We start from the raw sequence: 13943 nt of genomic DNA, 5'->3' as shown, positions 1-13943 counted from the left end.
CTACTCCTGTTCAGGGTTTCTTAAATAATAACCAACGCCACGTCTTGTAACTAACCAAGCCGGATGGCTAGGACTATCTTCAATTTTTTCTCTTAATCTTCTGACTGTTACGTCGACCGTTCGAACATCTCCGAAATAGTCATAACCCCAGACGGTCTGCAACAAATGTTCTCTGGTCATTACTTGTCCTAAATGTCTCGCTAAATAATGCAGCAGTTCAAATTCCCGGTGAGTCAATTCAATTGTTTCGCCTCTTTTTGAGACAATATAAGCATCCGGGTGAACGGTTAATGCCCCAACTTCAATGTCGTTTGTTTCTTCTTCTTCTACAACTGCTGCTTTTGCATTTCCATGTCGTCTCAAGTTAGCTTTTACACGTGCAACCAATTCTCGATTCGAAAACGGTTTGGTTACATAATCGTCTGCACCCAATTCTAACCCTAGTACTTTATCAATTTCTGAATCTTTAGCCGTTACCATGATAATTGGCATATCGTGCGTTTTACGTATCTCGCGACACACTTCCAACCCATCGATTTTAGGCAGCATCAAATCCAATATAATTAAATCCGGTTCAACTTCTTCAACTTTTTCGAGGGCTTCTTCACCATCATAAGCCGTATATACATCGTAACCTTCTTTTGTTAAATTAAATTTCACTATATCTGAGATTGGTTTTTCATCGTCTACTACTAATACTTTTTTCAATTTAAACCCTCCTTAGAGTTTTAAGCTCTCACATAAAGGCACATTACTTCCATTGTATCCTTTCATTATACCCAACCTAAGAACGAAGTGCAAAAAAATTAGAGAAATGGCTTTCACTCTCTAATTTAGGACAGCTGGATTATTTTGCTCCAGTAGTGTGTTCAATTGTTCTTTTGGGACAAATAGGCCTGAAAAAATCTGATCTTTCAGGCTGCTGAGCTCTTCTATCATTTATCTGGACTTTTCAAAACCACTAACGCAAGCGTTTCTCCTGCAACAGCATGTTCCTCTTGATTTAATTCATAATGATAAAGAGAGCTGCATCCATTGATAACGACCACTGAAGTAGTCGTCTTGCAGCCTTGACTGATGAGGTAATCAAAGTCTACGGTAACTAAGGGCTCTCCTTGTTTAACCATCATACCTTCTTTTAATGAACTTACAAAGCCTTCTCCATTTAAAGTAACGGTCTCTAATCCAACATGAACCAAAACTTCTATCCCTTTATCCGTCACGATACCATAAGCGTGTAAGGCACCAGCAACTTGAAATAATCTGCCGCTAACTGGAGCAAGCACGATGTTCGATGTCGGTTCCATGGCGAAACCGTCTCCCATCATTTTCTCAGAAAAGACCGGATCAGCTACGCTCTCGATTGAGATGATTTTTCCATCTGTTACCGCAAATAATTCTGTTCTTAGCACTTGGTTTGGGTTTGCTTGTTCATTTTGATTTGAAAATGCGTCCAATTTTAGCTCTCCTCCTAACTTCCCTACCTTGTTTCATTGTATTCTCCATTGTTGTACCGTATGTTTTATTTACCTTTTATTGTAACTGATAATGGCGCGTTTGACTACACGTTCAAAAAAACGTTCTTTCCTTTGACAAATAAAGCTAAAAGCAAGGAGAATACGATTTCATATTATTTGGAAATTCCTTGCTTTAATGGTATTCTATAGACACTAAACGGTGTTTTTACTTTAGAAGGGAGCGTGAAAATGACATGTCAGGTGGAATCATTGCAGTTGTCATTGTTGGTTTAGCTTTGATCGCGTTAATTGTATTTGGAATAATTTTCGGAAAAAAAGTTTCCAGTCTAATGAAAGCTGCAGAAAAAACCGCAACGAATGCCCAAGATAAGATTGATTTTTTCACGAGAGAAGCAGATGCAATAAAGAACAAAATAGATCAGTTAACACAGGAGGTTAATGGAATGACTACAGAAGTTAATGATAAAATGAAAAATATTGATTATTTTTCTCAATCGATCACCGATTTTCAAAATGCTCTTGACGAATTGAAACAATCAGGTACAGATGCAGTTTCTCAATTTTTTGGCTCTTCTAGCAAAAAAAACAGCAGTCTTCCAACTTTCTCATTGCTTAAAAAAACAGCAGTAAGGCTGTTTAAAAAGAAAAGTTCGAAAGAAACAAACGTTGATTTTAATTAAAAAATACATTTTTGAAGGAGAATTTAAACATGTCTAAAAACAATTTCATGGGAACTTTATTTGTAGGTACAGCTGCTGCTATTACGGCTTTGCTCTTTGCTCCAAAATCAGGACGAGAGCTACGTGCAGATCTAAAAAAAGAAGCACTTTCGCTACAAGAACAGGCGATGGATAAAGTTAACCAATTCACTGATGAAATAAAAGAAACGTATCACGAAGTTGAAGAAGAAATCAATTATACAAATCCTGATTTAGCAGAAACGATGGAAAATATTGAAGATGATTTGTACACAACGAATGTCAAGACACATGGTTCTGACGTTGTTCTTCATTCAAGCAACCTTAAAGAAGAAGACACAACTACTGCGCCAGACCAAGAATATCCGCCGATTGAAGATTTAGAAACACCAATGCCGACAGATTTCAAAATCGATGACAAACGTGGACAAATCTAAACAAACATTCTCATTAAACAATTAAAAAAATAGGATTCCAACAGTTAGTTACGCTGTTGGAATCCTATTTTTACTTTTCTTCCGCTGCTTCTTCTGGCTTTACGCCTTCTTTTGCCCAAACGGAAATCGATCCGGCTTGGACTAAAAAATACCCATTCCCGTTTTCATCAATAACTACTTTTTCTTCATGATTTCCAGTATAATCCGCGAAGGTTTCCCCGGCATGTTGTTTGCCCATCTGCATCTCTTTATAACCTGCTTCTCCATTTGACAGCACCACTGCGCAGCCATAAGGGTGTTGTTCATTCCCTAAACGCGTCCAGCCAATACAATTAGGGTGATCAAAGTAATCGACTTGCTCGCCATAAGCATGATGAGTCCGAATATATAACAGCTTATCAATCATCTCTTGTTGTGGAGCTATAGGGTTCTCTCCTTGTATCCCATAATAATCCCCATAAAATAAACAAGGATACCCTTCTGCACGCAATAAAATGACACCATAGGCCAGAGGTTTAAACCAAGATTCAACAAAAGACTCCAACGATTGACCAGGCTGTGAATCATGGTTATCGACAAATGTCACCGAATACGAAGAATTTTTTTTCATCAATGTAGCATCAAATAGCTGGCATAAATCGTATTCATTTCCTGATTTTGATGCTTGTTCTAGGTTAGTATGCAACCCCACATCAACTAATGCCAAATTGAAGTCTTGGTCTTCCAAATAACCTTCTACACTTTCATAAGCTGAATCCCAGTATTCACCGACCACAAAAAATTGTTCGCCAAATTCATTTCGAATCGTTTTAACTAGATCGTATATAAAGTTCTCGTTAATGTGCTTCACAGCATCCAACCGGAACCCATCGACACCTGTTTCTTCTATGAACCACTTGGCCCATTTTTTAGTTTCCTCAATGACTCCTGGATGTGCATAATCGATATCTGCATACATTAAATAATCATAATTACCATATTCGTTGTTTACTTTGTCGTCATTGGCCCAACCTTTATTTTCGCCTTCAATACGATAGATTGCTTTTTTCCCATTCTCTTGATTGTAATCAATTCCTGAAAAATGGACCCATGACCACTGAAAATCAGAATAAGTGCCTTTTCTGCCTGGGAAAGTAAATTTTGTCCATCCTTCAATTTCATAAGGTTCGCTTATCGTTTGATTACGATCATCCGGATTCACTTCGCTGGCCATAAAACGTTCTGTTTCATCTGCCCCGGCTTTATGGTTCAATACGATATCCGCATAAACTTGAATGTCATATTTATGTAGCTCATCAACCGCAGCTTTTAATTCTTTTTTCGTTCCATATTTGGTTCGAATAGCGTCTTTTTGATCAAATTCGCCTAAATCATACAAGTCATAAATACCATAGCCTACATCATTGATGCCCGTTGCTTTAAAACAAGGCGGGATCCAAACACCTGTCACACCCATTTTACTTAGGTGTTCTGCATCTGCTTTTAACCGTTCCCAATGTTTTCCGTCTGCTTCCAAATGCCATTCAAAATATTGCATCATAATCCCATTCTCTTTCATGTTGCACTCCCTTTCCAAATTGTTTTATTTTCGAAATGTTCTTTAAGTAAATAGTACTGGCTATTGCTCTTTTTAGCAATTTTTAAGCCATTCTTGCTTGGTGAAACCAAACTTATTCTCAAAATCGGTAAAAGTTTAAAAAGCACGTTTTTCTCTTTATTCCTACCACTTCTAATATGGGTTGCTTTTCGTTTGGTTTTTCTTATAGTGAAATTTTCGAAATCGAAATTTTTCTGATCAACTAGTAATCTCCTTCATCATGCAAACTCATTTTTGAGAAAAATGATAAGGGAAATACCTTCTAATGACGCACCGATAGCCGTTTCTTATATTATTATGAGCTGGGCAGGTTCACCCTAACAAGTCGCTAATATTTTATTACCCGTTTGTTAGGCAGAGAGCTGATTGCTCACAATGGGTTACGGTTTTCCTATTAAATTGTGACCTACCCACTAATCTAGGACCCAAGAGGGTATCCCCAAAAAATAGTTTTGATATAAAAAGCGGTTATTTAATTTAAGTCATATCATTCGACTCTTTAATAAGCGAATAGTATAGTAAGGTTAATAAACGAAGGAGGGAAATAACAATGAAAACATTAGACAGTGTTGCTTTAGGCCTATTGATCGTTGGTGGATTAAACTGGCTGTTAGTTGGACTTTTCGAATTTGATCTTGTAGCTATGATTTTTGGTGGACAAACTGCAATTCTTTCAAAAATCATTTACGTAATTGTTGGCTTGTGTGCATTATATGCTTTAAAGTTCTTCCCCTTAATTTCGAATTCGGATCGCAGAAATAGATAAGTCTAGTTAAAAACAGGAGTTGGGATATAATCCCAACTCCTGTTTTTAACTGTTTCATTCTTTTTCCTAGATTTCAAAAAGCAATAATAAACTTCGTTTTTAAAAAAACTTATCCTAAGGCTACATCAAGAATCATCATGATCGTAAACCCAATCATCAACCACATAGATGCTAAGTCCTTATTGCCATTTTCTTGCGAGCCTGGAATAACTTCTTCAGCTACGACAAAAATCATCGCGCCTGCAGCGAAACTTAAAGCAAATGGAAGAAGAGGCTGCATTAAGGTTACAGCTGCTACACCTATCAGAGCTGCAATAGGTTCAACAACTCCCGAGAGTTGTCCATAATAAAAACTTTTCCAGCGGGATAAGCCGTCTCGTCTAAGCGGCATCGAAACTGCTGTGCCTTCCGGGAAATTTTGAATGCCCATCCCGATAGCTAAAGCAGTTGCTCCAGCTATCGAAGCTTCAGGGTTTCCAGTTGCGACAGATCCAAACGCCACCCCTACTGCAAGCCCTTCTGGGATATTGTGCATCGTGATCGCTAAAACTAATAATGTGCTTCTGTGCCTCTTATATGGCTGAATTCCTTCAGCTTCGGCACGCGGCGTGTTGGGATGTAAATGCGGAATGACTTTATCTACTCCCCATAAAAAGAGGCCTCCTGACATAAAACCAACTGCCGCTGGAAACCAAGATGGAAAGGGTCCGCTTTCTGCCATAGATAAGGCTGGTGCTAAAAGAGACCAAAAACTTGCGGCGATCATAACTCCGCCAGCAAAACCAAGCATCCCGTCCATTAATTTTTGATTCACTTTTTTTGTCGTAAACACAAGGGCTGCTCCAAGAGCTGTCATTCCCCAAGTAAAGAAAGTCGCAAGTAACGTTTGCATTACGGGACTCAGTGAGCTTATGTATTGAATCAACTATTTCCCTCCTATTCTTTTTTTTCATATAAAATAGTTTTCTAACTGACTGATCACTTTCTTCAAATAAAAGTGTTTTTTTGCTGTTATAACCAGATAAAGGAGGAAAGCAAGAACAACGCTCTTTGCTTATCCCCTTATTATTCTATCTTTTTTAGGCAACACTGCCAAATATTATTTAAATCAATGGTTTTTTCTCTGGAGAATTTTTTTGCATTTCTTTAGCATCATCCACGACAATCAAAATTCTGCCTTTTTCCAGCTCGTTTTTATAATCTAAATCGCTAGCGACGTCATCGGACACACCATATTCAGCTAACGGGTTTCCTACAGAATTTCCCTTTTCATAGTCTTTCACTGTGAACACATCTTTGATTTTTTCCCAAACAGATTCTTCATCTTCGTGATCTTCTTTTGTGGCATCAGCAGTCGACACTTTTGCTTCATTTAAATCTTTCAAATTAGGATTTTTATTTTGACCGGTAACAACAGTAATTTCATTTGCTGTATAACCTTCTGATTTTAACTGGTTAACGGCCTCAAGTGTTTCTTGGGCATTATCGTAGATACCTTTTACCATCATGCTCATTATGAACCCCTCCTATTTTCTCCACTTCATTGTGGTTGTTCTTCCACTACAAATAAAAGGGTACCGTTTTAACTAAAGCAAAACAATAAATATGCTTATTTCTAATTCGAGCTAACACAATGACCGCAGTACTTTTTCATGTTGTTTCTCTCTGTAAAAGAAAACAAAAAAAAGACGCAACAAAACGTTTTCAAAATGCTTTCGCACCAACGTTTGTCCGTCTCGTGGGTTTGGCACCCAATGGGCTGTGGGGGGATCGAACCCTCGACCCGCTGATTAAGAGTCAGCTGCTCTACCTACTGAGCTAACAACCCTTATATCGATCATGTCCATCTATAAGAATAATTTTAACACAACAATTGCTACTTGCGCAAGGTATCCTTTAATTATTTTTCGTTGTTCCGCTTAAAAAATTATGGTCCAGGCCATTTATAGAGTGATCTTTGAATTAAAAAACGTAGAATAGAGCAAAGAACATCTACTAATGAATTGTATTATATAAAAAATAGGAGCTGAGACATATGCCTCAACCCCTTAGTTTATAGTAAAGCTTATTTATTTTGCACGAACATCTTCAATTGCATCAAGTTTTTTGACGTCTTCAGGAGTAATCTTGAAATCAAGTTTGCTGTTTTCAATAATGCGCTCTTCATGCGTTGACTTTGGAAGAGGCAGCGTTTCGTGTTCTAAGCAGTAACGGATACATAATTGAGCTGGCGTTACACCATACTTTTCTGACATCTCTTTAATTTCAGGACTGTTCAAAATTTGCCCAGTTGCCAGAGGAGAATAGGCTTCAACGACGATATCGTGTTCTTTACAGTAAGCTAACAAACTTTTTTGATCGTGGCCAATGTAAAATGGTATTTGATTGACCATTGGTACGATCTCACAAGCATCGATGATAGCTTGGATATCGGATTTAGAAAAATTAGATACACCGATCGCGCGGATCTTGCCGTCATTATAAAGCTTTTCCATCGCTTTCCAAGTTTGAATATTTTCTTCGGTGCAATCTTTGCCTTTTTCGTCCCATGGCCATGGTGCATGAATAAGATAAAGATCCAAATAATCCACACCTAGATTGGTAATGGTTTCATTAAATGCTTCTAGTGTTTCTTGGTAACCTTTGATTTGTGCTGGAAGTTTACTCGTGATAAAAACTTTTTCACGGGCAATATCGAAATCTTTAATTGCTTTTCCAACGTTTTCTTCATTGCGATAAGCTAATGCCGTATCAATATGAGTATACCCGTTTTTAAGAGCCATCGTTACAGCATCATAAGCCTCTTCGTTTGGAATTTGCCATGTACCAAAACCGATATTAGGAATTTCCACACCATTGTGAAATACGAATGTGTTTTCTTTCATCATTTAGAGCTTCCTCCTTATAGTTAACCTGAATACTTTTTAATTGTATGCTAAATTCCAAAGAGAGTAAAATTTTTAGATTGCTTAGCTTTTTTAGCTGGTCCTGTAGAGAACACAAAAAAACTAACCGAATCCTCACCGCTATTTTACGAGAAAGGTTCGATTAGTTCTGATTCAGCATCGTTAACGTTAGCGGCTAGAGTTGTGACCAAATGTCTTCCAGTACATTGGTTTGGTCACGATCTGGTCCTACTGAGAACGTTGATATACGCACACCAACTAATTCTGCAATGCGGTAAACATAGTTACGGGCATTTTCAGGAAGGTCTTCCAATGTGCGGCAAGCAGTGATGTCTTCGCCCCAGCCTGGTATTTCTTCATAAATAGGAGTGCATTCAGCCAGTTCTTTCAAACTTGCTGGATAATGAAGGATTTGTTCGCCATTGCGTTCATACGCTGTACAGATTTTGACTGTTTCCAATCCGCTTAATACATCAATTGAATTTAAAGCTAGATTTGTGATACCGGAAACGCGTTTTGAATGACGCATGACCACTGTATCGAACCAGCCAATACGACGTGGACGTCCCGTTGTCGTTCCATATTCTTTCCCGATTTCACGAATTTGCTGCCCAACTTCATCATGCAATTCAGTTGGAAAAGGACCATCTCCTACACGAGAAGTGTAAGCTTTACAAACACCAACAACTTTGTCGATTTTTGACGGGCCAACACCACTACCGATCGTTACTCCTCCTGCAACTGGATTAGAAGACGTTACAAAAGGATACGTGCCTTGATCGATATCCAGCATCACACCCTGTGCACCTTCAAATAAAACTCGTTTATTTGCATCTAAAGCGTCATTTAAAACAACTGAAGTATCGCAAACGTATTGTTTGATTTCTTGACCATATTGATAATATTCTTCAAAAACATCCTCAAACTCAATCGGAGCAGTACCGAATAGTTTAGTGAACGTACGGTTCTTTTCTTCTAAATTGCTACGCAAACGCTCTGCAAAAATTTCTTTGTCTAGTAGATCTGCTACTCGTATACCGACGCGAGCAGCTTTATCCATATACGCTGGGCCAATTCCTTTGATCGTTGTTCCAATCTTTTGGTCGCCTTTTGCATCTTCTTGTAATTGATCTAATAAAATATGATACGGCAGCACGACATGTGCACGATCTGAAATACGTAAATTATTCGTTGCTACTCCGTGTTCATGTAAATAACCGATTTCTTCTACGAGCGATTTAGGATTGATCACAACACCGTTTCCAATCACACTGATTTTATTTTCAGCGAATATTCCTGAAGGGATCAAGTGCAATTTATATGTTACGCCATTAAATTTAATGGTATGTCCCGCATTATCTCCGCCTTGGTAACGCGCGATAACTTCGGCCTTCTCACTTAAAAAATCAGTGATTTTTCCTTTTCCTTCATCGCCCCACTGTGTGCCGACTACTACTACTGAAGACATATAAACACCTCGCTACTTATTTTTTTGCTCATCATTTACCAGCTCAGTTTATCAGTATTTAAACCAGTATTCAATAAAAAGCGAATATTTTATTCTATCAAAGCCTATTAAAAGCTGATAAACGAATATTTTATTTTTAAAACAAAAATAAAAGGCTGATAAACGAACGATATCGTTTTCAGCCTTTTTCTATCTTTGTGGCATATCTTCTGGAAAATAAGCCAATGACGAAAATTTATTGTATTCTTTTATAAACAATAATTTAACGGTTCCTCGTGCCCCGCTCCGGTTTTTTTCAATGATGACTTCGATAACATTGTCTTCTCCTGCCATGTCTTCGTCCTCATCCTCACCATCTTCACGATCGTAATAATCATCTCGGTAAAGGAATGCTACGATATCAGCATCTTGTTCAATCGAACCAGACTCACGAATATCGCTTAGCACCGGCCGTTTATCTTGCCTTTGTTCCACGCCACGAGAAAGTTGAGACAAGGCCATTACGGGTACACTCAATTCTTTAGCTAATTTTTTTAATTGCCGTGAAATTTCAGAAACTTCTTGTTGACGGCTTTCACGACCCGTTCCTTCGATCAATTGCAAATAATCAATAAGAATCAAGCCTAAATCGCCTTTTTCCTGTTTCAAACGACGGCATTTGGCGCGTATTTCAGCCACCCGAATCCCTGGAGTATCGTCAATGTAGATGCTTGCTTTAGACAAACTTCCCATTGCCACGATCAAGTTTTGCCATTCTTCTTCAGAAAGATTCCCTGTTCTCAGATTGCTTGCATCAATGCTGCCTTCTGCACACAGCATCCGGTTTACCAACGATTCTGCTCCCATCTCCAAACTGAAGATTGCAACTGTTTCATCTGTTTTAGTTCCAACATTTTGAGCAATGTTCAACGCAAAAGCTGTCTTACCAACTGCCGGTCTAGCTGCCAAAATAATGAGTTCATCTTTTTGTAAACCAGCCGTCATTTTGTCTAGTGCTTTATAGCCCGTCGGCAATCCTGTAATTTCTTCATCATTTTGATACAATTCATCGATGCGGGCGATGGAAGTGTTCAGTACTTCAGAGATGGATAAAAAACCGCTTCTATTGCGTTTTTCCGATACCTCTAAGATTCCACGTTCAGCTTCATCTAGAATCGTTGCCAGCTCGTCTCCTTCGTCATATCCTTTAGTAACGATTTCAGTTGCTGTTCGAATCAAATTACGCAAGATCGATTTTTGTTCAACGATTTTAGCATAATGTTCCATATTGGCAGCTGTTGGGACCGTTACAGCCAATTCAGCCAAATAAGCCATGCCGCCGACGTCTTCAAGTTGATTTTTAGATTCCAGCGCATTAGTGATCGTTACGATATCAATTGCTTCGTTATGGTTATTTAAATCTAACATCGCTTGAAAGATAAGTTGATGGCCTCTTCGATAAAAATCTTTTGCTTCAATAAATTCTAATGCTCCAACAACCGTATCTGGATCTAAGAAAACTGACCCGAGTACAGCTTGTTCCGCTTCAATACTTTGTGGCGGTAAGCGATCTTGAAAAGCTTCATTTGCCAAATTTCCTCTTCCTTTCAGCAGCCTTTTGTCCCTTTTGTATAGACTGGCTACTTTAGTTCAATGCTCTTATTTTACCGCAAAATTTCTTGAAATACAATCTAGCAATAAGAACGAGTGTTCCGGTATAGTTTGCATTTTTACGATTCATTAGATAAAAAATGTTCGATCAGAATTTCTTATCCTGACCGAACATTGTTTGTTCATGCGTTTAGTTTTAGGTATTTTATTCAGGCGATACATTTACAGTCATCGTTGCTGTTACTTCTGGGTGAATTTTAATATCGATTTTCATCGACGTTACGGTCCGAATCGGAACGTTTAATTCGATTTTTCGTTTATCCAATTTAATGCCTAATTGTTTTTGGACAGCTGACGCAATTTGTTTGGTTGTGATTGAACCAAATAAACGACCGTCTTCCGCTGCTTTAGCTTTGATTTCAATAGCATTTTCTTCTTTTTCTAAAAGGGTTTTTAATTCTTCAGCTTCTTGTTTGATTTCTTCTTGTTGTTTTTCTTCAGCTTTGATTTTCCCTTTTAATTCGCTTAAACTTCCTGCAGTTGCTTCTTTAGCTAAACCATTTTTGATCAAGAAGTTATGTGCATATCCATCAGCTACATTTTTGACCTCGCCTTTTTTACCTTTGCCTTTAACATCTTCTAAGAAAATAACTTTCATTTTTATTCCCCCTCATCTTGATTAACTACTACTGCTTTTAATTTTTCTTTTGCTTCTGCCACAGTGCAATTATCTATTTGCGTTGCAGCATTGGATAAGTGCCCACCGCCGCCAAGTTCTTCCATGATAACTTGAACATTGATTTCGCCTAAACTACGAGCACTGATTCCGACACGCCCATCTGAGCGTTTGGTAATCACAAAAGCCGCGTCGACATTTGTCATAGACAACATCGTATCTGCTGTTTGTGCTGCTACTACTGTATCATAAACCCTGTCTTCTTCGCCAATTGCAACCGCCATTTTATCGCTGATAAAATCGATTGATTCAATCAAATGACTGCGCAGTAAGTAAGTGTCCGTATCTTCTTTCAATAGACGTTGAATCAACACCGCATCTGCCCCACAGGACCTTAAATAACTTGCAGCATCAAATGTACGTGAACCTGTTCGTAATGAGAAACTTTTCGTATCTACTATGATTCCGCCCAGCATAGCTGTAGCTTCAATCTTATTGATTGGATCGGCTTCATTAGATTGATATTCAAACAACTCCGTTACCAACTCTGCTGTCGAAGATGCATAAGGTTCAATATAAACCAAAACTGGTTTTTCTGGAAACTCTTCGCTGCGGCGGTGGTGATCGATTACCACAATGTTATTCGTCTTCTTGACTAAATCAGGTGCAATCGATAGTGAAGGCCGATGATGATCGACCATGATCAATAACGTATTGGAAGTGATCATTTCTTCAGCCGTTTCTGGAGTAATAATATAACGACTAATAGAATTATCTTTTTCAATTTCTTCAACCAACTGTGCAATGTCTTTACTGAAACCTTCAGGATCGATAATGATCCATGCTTCTTTGTTATTCATTTCAGCAATTCTTCGAACTCCCAACGAAGACCCAATAACATCCATATCTGGATAACTATGACCCATAATAAAAATTTGATCCGATTGTTTCATTAACTCTTGAAGCGCTTGGCTGATCATACGAGAGCGAACACGCGTTCTCTTTTCCATTGGATTCGTTTTCCCGCCATAATATCTTGGTTCGCCATTCTTTGACTTCACAACGACTTGATCTCCGCCTCTTCCTAATGCCAAATCTAAGTTGCTTTGTGCTAATTTAGCTAATTCACTTAAATCTTCATCGCCATAAGCTAATCCCATACTAAGCGTTACTGGAAAATTTTGCTTAGAAGTTCTTTCGCGAATACGGTCGATGATAGAAAATTTATCTTCTTCAATCGACAGGAGCGACATTTGATGCATCATAACAATGAAGCGATCCTCTGAAATTCTTTTTAAGTACACATGGTGTTTTTTTGCCCATTGAGATAAATGCGTCGTAACAAAATTATTTAAATTTGAAATGCTGCGGTCGTTCATCCCTTGGATGATCTCATCGTGATTATCTACAAAGATATTTCCAATCACAATTTTTTCATCTTCGTATTTTTCTTTGATTTGTGCATACTCTGTAATATCCATTAAATAGACCACTCGGATATCTTGTTGAACAATTATCTGAAAAACTTTATCGTCCCAATGGGCTGTCTTCAATCCAGAAGAATGACTTTCTTGAATTAAATCCGCTAATTCCTGGTCTACTTCATTAATTTTTTTGCCTAGAACTTCTTGATAACCCAAATGCGTTTGAAGATAAGGATTCATCCATTGCAATTCGTAATCTTCATTAAACAATAAAATGCCAATCGGCATTTTAATCAAGGCTTCCTGCTCTCCTCGTTTAATACGATAGGATAAATCAGCAATGTACTTATTGGTTTCCACCGTGATTTCTTTAGCTGTATTATACAATAAAACAACAACCACAATAAAAATTACAATCAGAGCAATTCCAATAGCAATATGCGTCATAAAGCCTAAGACAATTGTCAGCAGTTGTAAGAGACAAATGCCAACTGCAATGAACTTAAATTTGTCATCATTTAAAAACTTTGGGAGTTTTTCTTGAGACAGTTTTTTCATAATAAGCTCCTTTTCCCATATGTTTCTTTTAAGATTCATGTTCTATTTTACCATGTTTTTCTTTTAGATACTAGACAGTTAAAGATGTTTCACATGAAACAATATTAGCTCTCCAGTTTGTTACACGTGAAACATTCCTTGTATTTTTTATGCTTTTTTTAAAGGAATTTATCATTTTGACGTGGGTAAGTTAAATGAACGTATTTCATATTCCACAGTCTTAAAATTTCTAGAAGAATCGTGTTTGCTTGATCCTCTTCATAGCTTTCTATAAGCAAACACGATTTAACAAAGGTGCTTTTAAAGCTGGATTCCATAGTATGAGAGATACATGAGCGAAATAAA

At 37.8% G+C, this 13943-nt stretch carries 13 protein-coding genes and 1 tRNA gene; 3 read left to right on the top strand and 11 right to left on the bottom strand.

Annotated features, from left to right (window positions below; translation table 11 throughout):
* Positions 1-708, bottom strand: coding sequence for a response regulator YycF (gene yycF / locus NY10_RS08640; protein ID WP_058919588.1), 708 nt, complete (start codon positions 706-708; stop codon positions 1-3).
* A gap of 227 nt (positions 709-935) precedes the next feature.
* Complete coding sequence (locus NY10_RS08635) at positions 936-1457, bottom strand: PTS sugar transporter subunit IIA (protein WP_058919587.1); 522 nt, start codon at positions 1455-1457, stop codon at positions 936-938.
* Between the two features lie 254 nt (positions 1458-1711).
* Here NY10_RS08635 and NY10_RS08630 point away from each other — a divergent pair, with 254 nt between their 5' ends.
* Both NY10_RS08630 and NY10_RS08625 read left to right on the top strand, forming a co-directional pair.
* Positions 1712-2158: a DUF948 domain-containing protein gene (locus NY10_RS08630; protein ID WP_058919586.1), complete on the top strand. Its 447-nt coding sequence runs from the start codon at positions 1712-1714 to the stop codon at positions 2156-2158.
* 29 nt (positions 2159-2187) lie between these two features.
* Positions 2188-2613, top strand: coding sequence for a YtxH domain-containing protein (locus NY10_RS08625; protein WP_058919585.1), 426 nt, complete (start codon positions 2188-2190; stop codon positions 2611-2613).
* Between the two features lie 70 nt (positions 2614-2683).
* Here NY10_RS08625 and NY10_RS08620 read toward each other — a convergent pair whose 3' ends face one another.
* The gene (locus NY10_RS08620; RefSeq protein WP_231726721.1) at positions 2684-4153 is read right to left on the bottom strand and encodes an alpha-amylase; all 1470 of its coding nucleotides are present in this window, start codon (positions 4151-4153) and stop codon (positions 2684-2686) included.
* A gap of 607 nt (positions 4154-4760) precedes the next feature.
* Between NY10_RS08620 and NY10_RS08615 the strand changes: the two genes are divergently transcribed.
* On the top strand, positions 4761-4976 hold the full coding sequence (locus NY10_RS08615; RefSeq protein ID WP_058919583.1) for a DUF378 domain-containing protein: 216 nt from the start codon (positions 4761-4763) through the stop codon (positions 4974-4976).
* A 109-nt stretch (positions 4977-5085) separates the two neighbouring features.
* Here NY10_RS08615 and NY10_RS08610 read toward each other — a convergent pair whose 3' ends face one another.
* The 8 genes from NY10_RS08610 to NY10_RS08575 all read right to left on the bottom strand — a co-directional run bounded on the left by NY10_RS08610 (position 5086) and on the right by NY10_RS08575 (position 13598).
* Positions 5086-5898 (bottom strand): ZIP family metal transporter, encoded by an 813-nt coding sequence (locus tag NY10_RS08610; RefSeq protein ID WP_231726799.1) that lies wholly within the window; start codon positions 5896-5898, stop codon positions 5086-5088.
* A 181-nt stretch (positions 5899-6079) separates the two neighbouring features.
* Positions 6080-6490: a general stress protein gene (locus NY10_RS08605; RefSeq protein WP_058919581.1), complete on the bottom strand. Its 411-nt coding sequence runs from the start codon at positions 6488-6490 to the stop codon at positions 6080-6082.
* A 241-nt stretch (positions 6491-6731) separates the two neighbouring features.
* Positions 6732-6804, bottom strand: a tRNA-Lys gene (locus tag NY10_RS08600).
* 241 nt (positions 6805-7045) lie between these two features.
* On the bottom strand, positions 7046-7864 hold the full coding sequence (locus NY10_RS08595; protein ID WP_058919580.1) for an aldo/keto reductase: 819 nt from the start codon (positions 7862-7864) through the stop codon (positions 7046-7048).
* Positions 7865-8057: 193 nt separating this feature from the next.
* Positions 8058-9350 (bottom strand): adenylosuccinate synthase, encoded by a 1293-nt coding sequence (locus NY10_RS08590; RefSeq protein WP_058919579.1) that lies wholly within the window; start codon positions 9348-9350, stop codon positions 8058-8060.
* 189 nt (positions 9351-9539) lie between these two features.
* Positions 9540-10922 (bottom strand): replicative DNA helicase, encoded by a 1383-nt coding sequence (gene dnaB / locus NY10_RS08585; RefSeq protein ID WP_058919578.1) that lies wholly within the window; start codon positions 10920-10922, stop codon positions 9540-9542.
* Between the two features lie 223 nt (positions 10923-11145).
* Positions 11146-11598: a 50S ribosomal protein L9 gene (rplI, locus tag NY10_RS08580; protein WP_058919577.1), complete on the bottom strand. Its 453-nt coding sequence runs from the start codon at positions 11596-11598 to the stop codon at positions 11146-11148.
* A gap of 2 nt (positions 11599-11600) precedes the next feature.
* Positions 11601-13598 (bottom strand): DHH family phosphoesterase, encoded by a 1998-nt coding sequence (locus NY10_RS08575; RefSeq protein ID WP_058919576.1) that lies wholly within the window; start codon positions 13596-13598, stop codon positions 11601-11603.
* Between the last annotated feature and the right edge of the window lie 345 nt (positions 13599-13943).

Source organism: Carnobacterium sp. CP1, assembly GCF_001483965.1.
GTDB lineage: Bacteria > Bacillota > Bacilli > Lactobacillales > Carnobacteriaceae > Carnobacterium_A > Carnobacterium_A antarcticum.
This window is presented reverse-complemented; position numbering and strand designations above follow the sequence as displayed.